We start from the raw sequence: 14703 nt of genomic DNA on the forward strand, positions 1-14703 counted from the left end.
CTTCATTGTTGTACTCTGTTTGAAGTGGTTTCAACGTAGTACTACGAACGGAGTGGTGTCAAGTGGTTCGCACGAATCCCGAACGCCGGAACGCCCTGCTGGACGGCGCGATCGAAGTCCTGGCCCGCGACGGCGCGCGCGGCCTCACCTTCCGCGCGGTGGACAAGGAGGCCGCCGTCCCCGCGGGCACGGCCTCGAACTATTTCGCCAATCGCGACGACCTCATGGTGCAGGTGGGCAATCGCTACTACGAGCGCCTGATCCCCAGTGAGGAGACCATGGCCCAGGTCGCCGTCGGCGAGCGCAGCCGGGAGAAGATCGCCGAGCTCATGACCGAGGTGGTCGACCGGGTCGCCACCTTCCGCACCGGCTATCTCGCCCAGCTGGAACTGCGGCTGGAGGCCACCCGCCGCCCGGAATTGCAGACCCTGCTCACCCAGCGGGTGCGCGCCGATCTCGATTTCAATATCCGCACGCACCTCGACAATGACATGCCCGGCGACGAGGAGACGGTAGTACTGCTGTACCTGGCGTTGAACTGGCTCATCCTCGACCGCCTCACGCTGCCCGGCATTTTCAGCGAGGAGCAGAGCCGCAAGCTGGTCGAGATCGCCGTCGATCGCGCCGTGGGCAAGGACTGAAACCCGTGGGCGGCAACGGGATCAGCCCTCCGGCGCCTCGGGCGGATTCTGCTGATCCCGGGTGGCTCCCACGCACGCCACGATGACGCAGCCGATGGCGAGCCACTGATATCCGGACAGCATCTCGCGCAGCACGATCAGCCCGACCAGCGCCGCCACCGCCGGTTCCAGGCTCATCAGAATCCCGAACACGCGGGCGGGCATGCGCCGCAAGGCCTCCAGCTCCAGCGAGTACGGGATCAGCGAGGAGAGCAGGCCGACGGCCAGGCCGAGCAGCAGCAGCTTCGGATCCAGCAGCGCCGAACCGCCCGCGCCGACACCGGCGGGCAGCATGACGATCGTGCCCACAATGCTGGCCAGCGCCAACCCGGTCTGACCCGGAAAGCGTTGCCCGGTGGCCGAACTGAGCAGAATGTACGCGCCCCAGCCGGCGCCGGCCAGCAGCGCGAACGCGATACCGGCGGTGTTCAGCTCACCGCCGCCCTCGGCCAGCAGCACCACGCCCGCCGCCGCCAGCACCACCCAGATCAGATCGCGCGCCCGCCGCGAGGCGATCACGGCCACCGTCAACGGGCCCAGGAACTCGATCGTCACCGCCACACCCAGCGGGATCCGTGAAAACGACTGGTAGATGGAGAAATTCATCAAGGCCAGCGACAGTCCGAACCCGGCCACCAGCGCCAGCTCGCGCATCGAGTGGTCCCGCCACACCGTGCGCAGGGCCTTGCGCGCCAGGAACCCCAGCACCAGCGCCGAGGTGAGCAGCCGCAGCATGACCACCGCATTCGGCGGCAGCTGATCGAACAGATGCTTGGCAATGCCCGCACCGGCCTGCACCGAGACGATGCCGAACAGCACCAGCGCCGGCGGCGGCACCGCCGCCAGTGCGGAATGGGTACGGCCGCCGGGCTTTTCCGTGAGTGCCATGCACTACTCCGTAGCGATCAGTCGCGCCGCGCGAAGCGGCCGGCATCGGCCTGGTCCCGGGGTTTCACCACAATGGTGTCGAGATTGACGTGCGCCGGCCGGGAGGCCACGAAGCCGATGATCTCGGCGATGTCCTGCGCGTACAGCGGGTCGATGCCCTTGTACACGTTCGCGGCCCGCTCGGCGTCCCCGCCGAAGCGCACCAGCGAGAACTCGGTCTCCACCGCGCCCGGCGCGATCTCGGTCAGCCGCACCGGCTGTCCCAGCAGCTCACCGCGCAGCGTGCGGTGCAGCACCGCCTGGGCGTGCTTGGCCGTGGTGTACCCGGACCCGTTGTCGTAGGCCACGAACGCGGCCACCGAGGTGATGGTGACGATCAGCCCGTCCCCGGAGGCGATCAGCTTGGGCAGCAGCGCCTTGGTGACCCGCAGCGTGCCGAGCACATTGGTCTCCCACATCCACCGCCAATCGTCCAGATCGGCCTCGGCCACCGGCGCCAAACCTTTTGCGCCACCGGCATTGTTGACCAGGATGTCGCAGCGCTCGACGGCCTCGGTGAAGGCGCGCACCGACTCCTCGTCGGTCACGTCCAGCGGCAGCGCGGTCCCGCCGATCTCCTTGGCGAGCGCCGCCAGCCGATCGACCCGCCGCGCGCCCACGTACACGTGGTACCCCTGCTTGGCGAGCTCACGGGCAGTGGCCTCCCCGATCCCCGAACTGGCTCCGGTCACAACAGCGGTACGAGTGCTCATGCCCTGAGCTTAAGCACGGCATATCGGGCGAAGCGCGTCCCCCTGTCCCCCTACCTCGTACCCCGCTGCCCATGCAGCGGGGTGCGAGAGCCAGGAGAACCCCGGATTAGCCTTGCGCTATGGCGATACGCGAAGCGGTGAGTGCGGACGGAACCAGCATCGTTTACCGGGTGACCGGGCCGGAGGGCGCGCGCCCGCTGGTATTGCTGCACGGCTGGGCGGGAAATCTGCGGAATTGGGGACAGGCCGCCGACCTGCTCGCCGAGCATTTCCGGGTGCTCGCGGTGGACCTGCGCGGCCACGGCTACTCCGACGCTCCGGAGACCGGCTACGACGATCCGAAGAATTGGGCCGCCGATATCGCCGCCGTGCTCGCCAACGAGAGCATCACCGCCGGCGCCATCCTGCTCGGCTGGTCCTACGGCGGCATCGTCCTCACCGACTACCTCGCCACCTACGGCGCCGGCGCGGTGGCAGGGGTGGTTTACACCGGTTCCATGGCGAGCATCGGCCGCGATGTCCCCGGCGCTGTCACCGGCCCGGCCATGGTCAAGGCCATTCCGGACGTCTTCGAGGAGAGTTCCGCGCGGGCCATGCGCGGTTTCGCCGCCTTCGGCAATGCCAATACCGGCAAGGGGCCGGACAAGGGTCCGGATGCCCAGCGCCTGTTCGGCGGCAGCATCTCCACCCTCCCGCGGGTGCGCAAGGCGCTGTTCTATCGCACCGTCGACAACACCGAAACGCTTCGTGCACTGGATATTCCGGTGCTGGTCATGCACGGCACCGCCGACCCGGTGGTGCCCGTGGAGAACGGCCGCTACATTGCCGAGACCGCCCCGCGCGCCCGCACCTCCTACTGGGAGGACTCCCTGCACGGTCTGTTCATCGAGGATCCGGTCCGATTCGTGGCCGAGGTCACCGACTTCGCCGCCGCGCTGTCCTGATCACGCCCGAAACGGCTTGTGACTCAGGTCACTTGGGAAGGTAGTGCGGGTATGTGACGTTATGTCAGCCATGCACACTGGAGTGGTGAGTCAACGTACCGACCTGCGGCCTGACCGCATCGCCGTCCTGTCGGTACACACCTCCCCACTAGCGCAGCCGGGAACCGGTGATGCCGGCGGCATGAACGTGTACGTGCTGCAGACGGCCATCGAGCTGGCCAAGCGCGGCACCCAGGTCGAGATCTTCACCCGCGCCACCTCCTCCAATGACGAACCCGTCGTCGAGGCCGCCCCCGGCGTGCTGGTGCGCAATGTGGTGGCCGGGCCGTTCGAGGGCCTGGACAAGAACGACCTGCCGACGCAGCTGTGTCCGTTCGCGGCCGAGGTGCTGCGCACCGAGGCCCGCAACCTGCCGGGGCACTACGACCTCATCCACTCGCACTACTGGATGTCCGGGCAGGTGGGCTGGCTGGCCCGGGACCGCTGGCGCACGCCCATGGTGCACACCGCGCACACCCTGGCCGCGGTGAAGAACGCCTACCTGGCCGAGGGCGACTGCCCGGAACCGGCCGCGCGCGAGATCGGCGAGAAGCAGATCGTGGCCGAGGCCGACCGGCTGGTCGCCAACACCGGTGAGGAAGCCCGGCAACTGGTCGAGCTGTACGGCGCCGACCCGGACCGCATCGACGTGGTGCTGCCCGGCGCGGATCTCACCCGCTACCACCCCGGCGACAAGGCCGCGGCCCGCGCGGAGCTGGGCCTGTCCGCCGAGGAGCGGATCGTCGCCTTCATCGGCCGCATCCAGCCGCTCAAGGCCCCCGACGTGCTGGTCCGCGCGGCCGCGCAGATGCTCGCCGACGAGGCCGTGCAACCGCATCGGCCGGAGCGCCCGCTGCGCGTGCTCATTGTCGGCGGCCCGTCCGGCAGCGGTCTCAAGCGCCCGGAGGCGCTCATCGAATTGGCCGCGGCCCTGGGCATTTCCGATCGCGTCACCTTCCTGCCGCCGCAGCCGCCGCACCGCCTGGTGCAGGTGTACCGGGCCGCGGACCTGGTGGCGGTGCCCAGCTACAACGAATCCTTCGGCCTGGTCGCCATCGAGGCGCAGGCCAGCGGGACCCCCGTTCTCGCCGCCGATGTGGGCGGTCTGGGCACGGCCGTGCGCGACAAGGTCTCCGGTCTGCTGGTCCCCGGGCATCGCACCCCCGATTGGGCGGCGGCGCTGCGGTCGCTGTTCGACGATCCGGCACGGCTGGAGCGCATGGGTGTGGCCGCGGTGGAGCATGCCGCGAACTTCTCCTGGGCGCACACCGCTGAGGGACTGCTGGACAGCTATGCCGCGGCCCTGTCCCAGTCGAAGGAGGTGCGTGGTCGCAGCGGTAGCGTGCACTCCGATAGCTATCAAGCGCGATCTTGGGCAAGGTCTGTTGGAAGCCCGAGAACATTACGCGGTGAGGCCGAGCCGGCATGGCGACGGCGGATGGGAGTCGTACGCCGATGACCGACGAGCACTCGGATCCGACCGCGCCCGTCGCGCCGCGCCCGCACGAGAGCATCGGGCAGCTCAATGACGACACTGCCCGCGCCACCGCGCAGCTCATCGAGGAGACCCTGCGCGATCGCGAGATCGAGTTCACCCGCGACGCCCCCGACCTGTTCGTGGTGGTGCTGCCGGGCGAGCGCAAGCTCAAGACCGTCATCGGCGTGACCGTCGGCAAGCACGGCGTGCGCATGGAATCCTTCGTCTGCCGCAAGCCCGACGAGAACTTCGAGGGCGTCTACAAATTCCTGCTGCGCCGCAATCGCCGCCTCTACGGCGTGGCCTACACCCTGGACCGGGTCGGTGACATCTACCTGGTCGGTCGCCTGTCCAATCACGCCGTCACGGCCGATGAGCTCGACCGCTGGTTCGGCTCGATCCTGGAGGCCGTGGACGCCGATTTCAATACCCTGCTCGAACTCGGCTTCGCCGAATCCATTCGGCGGGAATGGAAATGGCGCGTTTCCCGCGGCGAATCCCTGAAGAATCTGCGTGCCTTCGAACATCTGGTGGACGCGGCCGACAAACCCTGACGATCCTTCGCGATGGCGGTTCACTCGCTCCGTTCGTACACCCGGACATAGTCGACCAGCAGCTCGGCCGGGAACACGGTGGCCGCATCCGGCGGACCGGGCCAGACGCCGCCGACCGCGAGATTCAGCAGTGCGTAGAAGGGGTGATCGAATACCCAGCGCTGCCCCGGGGCAATATCGTCTTCGGTGACGCTGAAGTACGAGGTGCCGTCCAGGAACCAGTCGATGCGGGCCGGGCCCCATTCCACGGAGTAGAGGTGGAAGCCGTCCGCCAGGGCTTGTCCGCCGGGCATCCGGTAGCTGTCGGTGAATCCCGGATCCGCGAAACCCGGGCCGTGGGCCGAACCGTGCACGGTGCCCGGATCATCGGCGACCGATTCCATGACGTCGATCTCGCCGTTGTCCGGCCAGGGGTTGGCGTCGATATCCACGCCCATCAACCAGAAGGCAGGCCACATTCCTTTACCCGCAGGGATTTTCATGCGCGCCTCGAAGCGGCCGTAGCTCTGCGCGAAGCGGTCGAGGGTGGTGATCCGCCCCGAGGTGATATCGCAGGTCCCGTACGGGCATCCGGCCATTTCCGGCAGCCGCTCGCGCCGGGCGGAGATCACCAGATTCCCGCGACCGTCAACCGAGACGTTCTCGGGCCGGTCGGTGTAGTACTGCCATTCGGCGTTGCCCCACTGCGGTTCACCGCCGGTGTCGTACCGCCACTTGGCGGGATCGGGCCGGGCGCCGGAGGGCCCGTCGAACTCGTCCGACCAGGTCAGCCGCCAGTCCGACGCGGAAGTGCCGAGGGTATCGGCGGTTTCGCTGGTCGAGCAGCCCGTCGCGGCGGTGACCACCGCGAGCGCTGCGGCGGCGGTGCGGGCGAATACGGCGCGTCGCATGGTTTGCGATCTCACTTTCTCGGGAAGCGGTTCGGCTGCTGCGGATTCCCCGTCGCCGCGGTGGCGGGCAGCGTGCCGGCGGTCGCCGCGGTATCGAGTGCGGTCATGACCGACAGGTAGCTGGCCAGACCGGGGGTGGGCCGCTCGGCGGCGCGCACGCGGTCCTGGTCGAGGGGTGCCGTTCCGGCTCGAATAAGTCGTTCCACGCCGTCGACGCCATAGGCGGCAGCCGCATTCTCCAGTGCGTAGACGGGAATCGATGTCGCGCCCAGCGCGCGGGCCAATCGCACATCGTCGACGAGGGTGTCGAGGTCGCCGTAGACGCCGTCACCGGCCACGCCCAGGGTGACCAGGCCCCGTTCCGAGCCCAGGGTGCGTTGCGCCAGTCGCAGATAGTGGGCGATGAGCGCCGACCCGGGATCGGCTCCCATCACCTCGGCGATGGTGCTCCGGTAGGCCTGGAAGAACAGGGACTGCGCGCCGTCCGGCAGACCCCACAGGTCGAGCGAGTTCTGTAGTGCGAGATCGTCATTGGCCAGGTCGTCGAGCGCGAAGGGCACCGGCGCGCCGATCGCCTGCGCGAAATGCTCTCGCGCATAGTCGTATACGGCCTCGTACTGTCGAATCGCGTGGTGTTGCGCGGCCGGATCGAGCGATCGCACGGGTCGGCTCGGATCGAATCGCCCTGCCGCCAAGGCATTCACCGTCTCGAGCGGCGGCTCTTGGTCGTAGGCGATGCCGGCGAGCTCGAGACGATTGTCCCGGGCCCAGCCGTCCAGGGCGACGGTGGCGGCCATCTGCACCTCCGCATTGCTCTGCGTCGCCCAATAGCCGTCCTCGTAAGGCACTGCGACCCAGGCGAATACGGGGACGCCGAGGCTGTTGGCCCGGTGAATGATCGACAGCGCGCCGGTGTCGGACGCCCCCGCGCCGAAGTCCTGTCCGTAGCGGAGGTGGAAATACACCGGCGTCCGGTGGCGTCGCAGTACCTCCCACAGCTCGGGGGTCCACGAGCTCAGGTCCCGTTCGGCCCGGTATTCGCCCGGACCTGCCGGATAACCCGACTTCGACCGCCCATCCACGAGGTATTGCTCGCCGGCCCAGAATCCGACCGCCGCTGGTTCGGCCGGTGCCGTATCCGCCGCTGCGGCGGGCGAACCCGGCAGCAGGCCGAGGGCCGCGCAGCACAGCAGTAGGGATAAGAGTTTGCGCATGCTTTCGCTCCGTTCATTCACCGATTAGGTGCCCGAGCATATAGGTGTGCATGCACATAGGTGTATCAGCGGCTAATATCTGTGAGCGACCGCATAGGAGGCCGGATGCTCGACCACGTGATCCTCGGAACCCTGGCATTGCGCCCGATGTCCGGCTATGACCTGGGTAAACGTATGGACGGGCCGGGGCGATTCATCGGCTACCGGGTGTCGCGGCCGCAGGTCTACCGCACCCTCGTCAAGCTCGCCGAGCGCGGACTCGTGGACTTCGAGGTCGATCCCCGCGAAGGCCGCCCGGACGCCAAGGTGTACCGGCTCACCGCGATCGGCCGCCAGGCCCTGCTGGACTGGGCGCACGGCCCCTACGATCCCGCGCCGCGGCCGATGGATCCGGATTTCATGCTCCGGTTCCTGTTCGCCGGAATCTTCGGTCCCGAGGTGGCCGTCCGCCTACTGCGCACCGAACTCGAGTACCGTCGCGCACAACAGCACGACCCCATGACCATCGACGAGCTCATCGCCGACAGCGATCCGATCGCCGAGATCGATCCGGCCTGGGCGGCCCGCATCATGCGCACCGCGCACGAGAACGGCCGCGACTCCATGGACGGCTATATCGCGTGGCTCGAGACCGTGCTCGCCGAATACGAAGACGCCGCCGTGGCGGCGCGGTAGGAATACCTGACATCGCCGGACACCGGCATCGAGTGTGAAATCGGAGGATCGACGCCATGACGGTGCTGGCGCTGGATATCGGAGCCACGAAATTCGCTGCGGGGATAGTGGATTCGAACGACACCGTGCAGGACGTCCGGCGGGTCGCGGTGCCGGAGTCGGATGTGTGGGACGCCTGCCGGGCATTGCTGACCACCGTCGCAGGCGCTTCCGAGGTGGCCGCCATCGGCATCGGCTCGGCCGGGCCGATCGATGTGCGCGCCGGATCGACCGGTCCGCTGAACATCCCGGAATGGGCGGACGGCTTCGCGCTCGTGGACTCGGTGCGGAAGCTGTTCCCGCAGGCCGAGATCCGCTTCGCCATGGACGGCGTCTGCCTGGCGCTGGCCGAACAGCGCTGGGGTGCGGCGAAGGGGGTGCCGGACTTCCTCGCCATGACCGTGTCCTCGGGCATCGGCGGCGGGGTCATGTCCGATGGCCGGGTCGTCATGGGCCGCACCGGCAACGGCGGACATGTCGGCCACATTGTGGTGGCGGGTAGTGAAGAACCCTGCGCCTGTGGGGGATTCGGCTGCGTGGAAGCCGTCGCGAGCGGGAAGTCCTCGGTGCGCTGGGCGCGCCGCCAGGGCTGGACCGGGCACACCGGCGTCGAATTGGCGCAGGCCGCGCGCGCCGGCGACGAGATCGCGGTGGCCGCGCTGGCCCGCGCGGGCACGGCGCTGGGCATGGCCATCGCCTCCGCGGCGGCGCTGCTGGATACCGACCTGGTCGTGGTCGGCGGCGGTTTCGCGCAGTCCGGGGAACTGCTCTGGGGTCCGCTGCGCGCATCGACCGCGAAGCACGCGCGCCTCACTTTCCTGCGCGAACTGCGGGTGGTCCCTTCCGAACTCACCGATCAGGCGACACTCGCGGGCGCGGCCCTGCTTGCGGTGCAACCGTGAATTCCGCCGCTACCCTGGGGCGGCGTGGGGATAACCGAGTTCGCTCAGGGTGATGTCGTCTACCTCTCGGACGGGCCGTTCAGCGGCGCGTGCGGTGTGGTCTGGGGTGTGGACGCCGGTCGCTCCGAACTACGCCTGGAACTGGTCGTGCGCGAGTCCGGCGGCAAACGGCACCGGCAGACGGTGGGTATGACGGTCGGATTCCACGAGGTGGAGTGGCCCTAGCGGCCGCCGAAACCGGGAGAGGGTGCAGGTCGCCGGTTCATCCGCCCGTGGCAGGATGACCCCATGACGTACACCCTCGTTTTGCTGCGCCACGGCGAGAGCGAATGGAATGCCCTGAACCTGTTCACCGGTTGGGTGGACGTCCGTCTTACCGAGAAGGGCATTGCCGAAGGCAAGCGTGCCGGTGAATTGCTGGCCGAGCACGGCATTCTCCCGGATATCGTCTACACCTCGCTGCTGCGCCGGGCCATCAGCACCGCCAACAATGCCCTCGATGCCTGTGACCGGCATTGGATTCCGGTGGTGCGGGACTGGCGTCTGAACGAGCGGCACTACGGTGCGCTGCAGGGCAAGAACAAGGCCGAGATCAAGGCCGAGTACGGCGACGAGCAGTTCATGCTGTGGCGCCGCAGTTACGACACCCCGCCGCCGCCCATCGATCCGGCCAATGAGTACAGCCAGACCGGCGATCCGCGCTACGACGGCATCGAGGTCCCGCTGACCGAGTGCCTCAAGGACGTCGTGGCCCGCATGGTGCCGTACTGGGAGGACACCATCTCCGCCGATGTCCGCGCAGGTAAGACGGTTCTCATTGCCGCGCACGGGAATTCGCTGCGCGCGCTGGTGAAGCACCTGGAGGGCATCTCCGACGAGGACATCGCCGGGCTGAACATCCCCACCGGCATTCCGCTGAAGTACGAGCTGGACGAGAACCTGCGCCCGCTGGGCAAGGGCGAATACCTCGACCCGGAGGCGGCCGCCGCCGGCGCCGCCGCCGTCGCCAACCAGGGCGGCAAGTAACCCTGTAACGCGGGACGCGTCGCGGCCGAATTTCTCGGCTGCGGCGCGTTTTTCATTTCCCGATCGAATTGTCTGAAATACCCTACGGTTCCGTAATGCGATGCGTATCACAGTGCGTCGATGGATGATTCACCGAACCGATGGCATCTGCCTGCACTCAATTTGCCGAAGTATTGCCCGTCAAAAGCTGGTAACAGTAACCCCGCTTTGCAACTTACTTTTGAGTAGCTATGCTCTGGTCGTTCGACCATTTGCGAGAGGTAGATCACGTTCGATGAAGCACGCGCTACGGGCCACGGTTTTCACCGCCGCGGCCGCTCTGCTCCTCCCGATGACCGCCATCAACGCGGCGGATGCGGCAGTCACCTCCACCGGCCCCGACGGCGGCGCCGCGGGCGCGGCCTGGACCGCGACCGAGGACGGTCCGCAGCAGTATCCGAACGTCGCCATCGAATGGGACGTGCCCATCACCATGAGTGACGGCACCGTGCTCAAGGGCAATGTCTACCGCCCCGCGGATGCCTCCGGCCGCGCCATCGACGCGCCCATGCCGACCATCGTGAACATGACGCCCTACACCAAGCTGGTGTCGAACGTCGCCGACAGCGCCTTCGCCATTCCGGGCCTGTCCGACGCGCTGGTCAACCTGTTCCGATCCATCAACCTGACCGGCACCCCCATCTCCGGCTTCGGCGAACTGCTGAACGCGGCGGGCAACGGCCAGCTGCGCAACTTCAGCGTCGACCGCCAGCTCATCAAGTCCGGCTACACGCAGGTCGTCGTGGACGTGCGCGGCACCGGCTTCTCGCAAGGCGAATGGGACATGCTGCGCCAGCGCGAGCAGGCCGACACCGTCGAGGTCATCGACTGGGCGTCGCGGCAGGGCTGGTCCAATGGCAAGGTCGGCATGAACGGCCTGTCCTACTCGGCCATCAACCAGGTGCAGGCCGCCGAGCAGCAGCCGCCCGCGCTGCAGGCGATCTTCCCGGTCGTCCCGGGCAGCGACCTCGTCAATGACGTGCTCGCGCCCGGCGGCGGCTTCGGCTTCAACTTCATTCCGCTGTGGCTGGGCGCCATCAACGGCCTCAAGTGGGTGCCGGATCTGGCCGCCATCGCCCAGGGCAAGTTCGACTTCCAGTGGCTCAACGATCGCGTCGGCGATCCGTACACCTACCTCGACGTGCTCATGTCGGCGTACACCAGCACCGATATGGCCAACCTGGACCCGCGCGTCCAGGGCCTGCTCAACGATCTCTCGGTGGCCCGACAGGGCTGGCTGGGCGATCCGAGCCGGATCCGGGCCGCGACCTTCGTGGTCGGCGGCTGGCACGATCTGTTCACCTACTCGGAATCCAAGATCTACAACGAGATTCCGCTGGCGGCCGGGTCACAGAAGCAGCTGCTCATGGGCAATGGCTACCACATCACCTCCGGCGCCGAGGCCGGCAAGCCCGGCCTGCCGCCGCGGCTGGACGTGCTGCAGCGCGCCTGGTTCGACAAGCACCTCAAGGGCATCGACAACGGTATCGAGACCTACGGCCCGGTGACGCTGCGCCAGCAGGGCGGCGGCTGGATCACCCAGCACGGCTTCGGGGAATCCGCGGCCGTCAACGAGGCGGCCCGCTACCGCCGCATGTACCTGTCCGCGCAGCAGAGCGGCACCGCCAACAGCGTGTACGACGGTTCGCTATCCGCCGACGCCACCGGCGACACCGCGCGCCTGTCGGTCGCCCCGGGCCTGAGCACCCTGTGCTCGAACGACGCCGCCCAGGCCACCGCCGGCTTCCTGTCGCTGATCGACGCCTGCGCCAAGGACTCTCGCATCGCCGAGACCAACGGCCTGACCTTCACCAGCGCCCCGGTGCTCGAGGCCGCCACCATCTCGGGCCCGATCGCGGTGCGCCTCAATACCGTTCAGGACGCCGAGGACGGCTACTGGACCGTCACCGTCAATGACGTCGCCCCCGACGGCACCTCCACGGTGCTGACCTCGGGCCAGGTCGTGGCCTCGCTGCGGGCCGTGGACGAGGACAGCAGCGCCCGTTCCGAGAACGGCGACTACACCGATCCGCGCCTGTTCACCTCGCTGGACAAGCAGCTGCCGGTGGTGCCGGGCGAGGCCACCACCCTCGACATCCCGCTCAGCGGCACCGAGGCCGTCCTGCAGCCGGGACACCGGCTGCGCGTGGACGTCTTCGCGGGCAACTTCCCGAAGGGCCTGCCCATCCTGCCCATGCTCCTGGACACGGGCCTGAAGCCACAGCACATCCAACTGGATCCGAACCGGCCGAGTTTCGTGAACATCCCGGTCCGCGGGAACACCGGCTGGTGATTCCGTCCCTTCGGGGATGAACTCCCCGGGCGTGCACAACGGCGTGCACACCCGGGGTTTTTCTATTTTGTGCAGTTACACCATTTTTCGGCGATCCGCCTCCGAAGCTCCTGCCGCACCCTACTTTTGGGTAGGTTTTGATCGGCATAGAAGTGGTTGGGGCACTATGCGCTTGTTACTGAAATCCCTGGTGGCCATGGCCGCGGCGGTCGCCCTGCTCGCGCCGGCAGCGGCCGCGACGCCTGCGGTGAGCGGACCTGACGGCGGCCCGGCGGGGCTGGAATGGGCTGCGGGGCATGACAGTCCACAGCTTTATCCCAATGTGTACATCGAGTGGGATGTGCCGATCACCATGAGCGACGGCACCGTGCTGAAGTCCAATGTGTATCACCCGGCCGACGCCTCGGGGCGGCCCATCACCGAGCCCACGCCGACCATCGTGAATTTCACGCCCTACACGAAACTCGGCTCCATGATCGCCGATTCGGCGATGTCGGTGCCGGTGCTGTGGAGCCTCATCGAACAACTGTCGCGGAACATCGATCTCACCGGCACGCCGTTCTCCGGGCTCACCGATCTGACCAAGGCGCTCGGCGGCGGGCTCATGCGCACCTTCACCGTGGACCGCCAGCTCATCAAGTCCGGCTATACCCAGGTCGTGGTGGACGTGCGCGGAACCGGCTTCTCCCAAGGCATCTGGGATCTGCTGGGGGAGCGGGAACAACAGGACACCATCGAAACCATCGACTGGGCTGCACGTCAGCCCTGGTCCACCGGGGATATCGGCATGACCGGCGTCTCCTACTCCGGGCTCAACCAGTTGCAGGCGGCGGCGAAACAACCACCCGCGTTGCAGGCCATCTTCCCGGTTGTCCCCAGCCGCAACCCCTTCCGCGATCTGGTCGCGCCCGGCGGCGCCATCGGCGTCACCTTCATGCCCATGTGGCTGGCGGCGGTCAACGGCGGCAAGCTGGTGCCGGACATGGTCTCGCTGCTGCAGGGCCGCTTCGATATGAAGTGGCTGTCCGATCGGCTCGCCGACCCGTTCACCTTCGTCGACGCGCTGCTGGAAGTGTTCCTGCAACCCGACATCGATTCATTGAGCCCGAGGGTGCGCCAGCTGCTCGATGCCGACAGCCCCACCCGGCTCTCCTGGGAGACCGCTCCCGAGAACATCACCGCGCCGGCCTTCATCACCGGCGGCTGGCACGACGTCTTCGTCGCCTCACAGGCCGACGTGTACCGGCGAATGCCCTTGGCCCCCGGCGCGAAACAGATCCTCATCGGCGACGGTTACCACATCTCCAACGGTAATGAATCCGGTCGGCCGGGACAGCCGCCGCGCATGGATGTGCTGCAGCGGGCCTGGTTCGACAAGTGGCTCAAGGGGATCGACAACGGCATCGACGAATTCGGGCCGATCACCATGAAAGAGCAAGGCGGAGGCTGGATCACCGCCTCGGACTTCCCGCAGGAGGGCGCGGAATACCAGCGCATGTACCTGTCCGCCGCGCCCAGCGGCACCGGCGGCCACAGCGTGCACGACGGCTCATTGCTGACCGAGCCCGGCGACCTCGCCCGCCTCACCGTCGCGCCGGGCCTGACCGGACTGTGCTCGCGGGACGCGGCGCAGCAGACCATCGGCGTGCTATCGGTCTTCGACGCCTGCGGAAAGGATTCCCGCATCTGGGAATCCAATGGCCTGACCTTCACCAGCGCGCCGGTCGCCGCGGCGACGACCGTCTCCGGCCCGATCGCCGTACACCTCAACACCGTGCACGACGCCGCCGACGGCTACTGGGTCGCCACCGTCAACGACGTCGCGCCCGACGGCACCTCGGTGACGCTGTCCTCCGGCCAGCTCGTCGCCTCCCTGCGCACCATCGACGAATCCCGCAGCATCCGCCTCGCCAATGGCGACTTCACCGATCCGGTCCCGGATCTGTCCCTCGACACCCGGCAGCTCACCGTGCCCGGAGTGCCGGTGCCCCTGGACATCTCGATTCCCGGGGTGGAGGCCGTCCTGCAACCCGGCCACCGCCTGCGCGTGGACGTCTACGCCGGGAACTTCCCGAAGGGGCTGCCGCCGACCGCGATCCTCATGGACACCGGCTTCCGGCCGCAGCACCTGCTGCTCGATCCGGACGCCCCCAGCTACGTGAACCTCCCGATCCGCGGCAACCCTGGTTGGTGATTGCCGCCGCCGCCCGGGCGAGCACAGCGTTGTGCGCGCCCGGCTCCGGTCGCAGCCTCCCTTGTCATCCCGGCGTGCTTTTGGCCGGGATCCACCA

At 67.8% G+C, this 14703-nt stretch carries 14 protein-coding genes; 10 read left to right on the forward strand and 4 right to left on the reverse strand.

Annotated elements, in window-relative coordinates; genetic code table 11:
* Positions 1–62: 62 nt before the first annotated feature.
* Positions 63–641 carry a TetR/AcrR family transcriptional regulator gene (locus ACFVIV_RS27190; RefSeq protein WP_379201010.1) on the forward strand — a complete coding sequence of 193 codons (579 nt, stop codon included), beginning with the start codon at positions 63–65 and terminating at the stop codon, positions 639–641.
* 21 nt (positions 642–662) lie between these two features.
* Here ACFVIV_RS27190 and ACFVIV_RS27195 read toward each other — a convergent pair whose 3' ends face one another.
* Entirely contained in the window at positions 663–1568 is a 906-nt protein-coding gene (locus ACFVIV_RS27195) for a DMT family transporter (RefSeq protein WP_379201012.1), read from the reverse strand.
* Between the two features lie 17 nt (positions 1569–1585).
* The gene (locus ACFVIV_RS27200; protein WP_379201014.1) at positions 1586–2320 is read right to left on the reverse strand and encodes an SDR family NAD(P)-dependent oxidoreductase; all 735 of its coding nucleotides are present in this window, start codon (positions 2318–2320) and stop codon (positions 1586–1588) included.
* A gap of 119 nt (positions 2321–2439) precedes the next feature.
* On the opposite strand from ACFVIV_RS27200, the gene ACFVIV_RS27205 reads away from it, so the two are divergent.
* The 3 genes from ACFVIV_RS27205 (at position 2440) to ACFVIV_RS27215 (ending at position 5334) form a co-directional block, all read left to right on the forward strand.
* The gene (locus ACFVIV_RS27205) at positions 2440–3264 is read left to right on the forward strand and encodes an alpha/beta fold hydrolase (protein ID WP_379201016.1); all 825 of its coding nucleotides are present in this window, start codon (positions 2440–2442) and stop codon (positions 3262–3264) included.
* Positions 3265–3334: 70 nt separating this feature from the next.
* Positions 3335–4762: a D-inositol-3-phosphate glycosyltransferase gene (mshA, locus tag ACFVIV_RS27210; RefSeq protein ID WP_379201018.1), complete on the forward strand. Its 1428-nt coding sequence runs from the start codon at positions 3335–3337 to the stop codon at positions 4760–4762.
* Complete coding sequence (locus ACFVIV_RS27215; protein ID WP_379201020.1) at positions 4759–5334, forward strand: YbjN domain-containing protein; 576 nt, start codon at positions 4759–4761, stop codon at positions 5332–5334. Before mshA ends, ACFVIV_RS27215 begins: the two co-directional genes overlap by 4 nt.
* Before the next feature lie 20 nt (positions 5335–5354).
* On the opposite strand, the gene ACFVIV_RS27220 is transcribed toward ACFVIV_RS27215, so the two are convergent.
* Both ACFVIV_RS27220 and ACFVIV_RS27225 read right to left on the reverse strand, forming a co-directional pair.
* Complete coding sequence (locus tag ACFVIV_RS27220) at positions 5355–6224, reverse strand: family 16 glycosylhydrolase (protein WP_379201022.1); 870 nt, start codon at positions 6222–6224, stop codon at positions 5355–5357.
* Between the two features lie 11 nt (positions 6225–6235).
* The gene (locus ACFVIV_RS27225) at positions 6236–7438 is read right to left on the reverse strand and encodes a hypothetical protein (RefSeq protein WP_379201024.1); all 1203 of its coding nucleotides are present in this window, start codon (positions 7436–7438) and stop codon (positions 6236–6238) included.
* A gap of 105 nt (positions 7439–7543) precedes the next feature.
* Between ACFVIV_RS27225 and ACFVIV_RS27230 the strand changes: the two genes are divergently transcribed.
* From ACFVIV_RS27230 to ACFVIV_RS27255, 6 genes are all read left to right on the forward strand, one after another.
* Positions 7544–8113, forward strand: coding sequence for a PadR family transcriptional regulator (locus tag ACFVIV_RS27230; RefSeq protein ID WP_379201026.1), 570 nt, complete (start codon positions 7544–7546; stop codon positions 8111–8113).
* Between the two features lie 56 nt (positions 8114–8169).
* Complete coding sequence (locus ACFVIV_RS27235; protein WP_379201028.1) at positions 8170–9054, forward strand: ROK family protein; 885 nt, start codon at positions 8170–8172, stop codon at positions 9052–9054.
* A gap of 24 nt (positions 9055–9078) precedes the next feature.
* On the forward strand, positions 9079–9279 hold the full coding sequence (locus ACFVIV_RS27240; RefSeq protein WP_379201030.1) for a hypothetical protein: 201 nt from the start codon (positions 9079–9081) through the stop codon (positions 9277–9279).
* Positions 9280–9342: 63 nt separating this feature from the next.
* Complete coding sequence (locus ACFVIV_RS27245) at positions 9343–10080, forward strand: phosphoglyceromutase (RefSeq protein WP_379201031.1); 738 nt, start codon at positions 9343–9345, stop codon at positions 10078–10080.
* Positions 10081–10354: 274 nt separating this feature from the next.
* Positions 10355–12412: a CocE/NonD family hydrolase gene (locus tag ACFVIV_RS27250; RefSeq protein ID WP_379201033.1), complete on the forward strand. Its 2058-nt coding sequence runs from the start codon at positions 10355–10357 to the stop codon at positions 12410–12412.
* A gap of 166 nt (positions 12413–12578) precedes the next feature.
* Positions 12579–14606, forward strand: coding sequence for a CocE/NonD family hydrolase (locus tag ACFVIV_RS27255; RefSeq protein WP_379201035.1), 2028 nt, complete (start codon positions 12579–12581; stop codon positions 14604–14606).
* Positions 14607–14703: the final 97 nt, after the last annotated feature.

The organism is Nocardia sp. NPDC127526 (genome assembly GCF_042672265.1).
In the GTDB taxonomy this organism is placed as follows: Bacteria; Actinomycetota; Actinomycetes; order Mycobacteriales; family Mycobacteriaceae; genus Nocardia.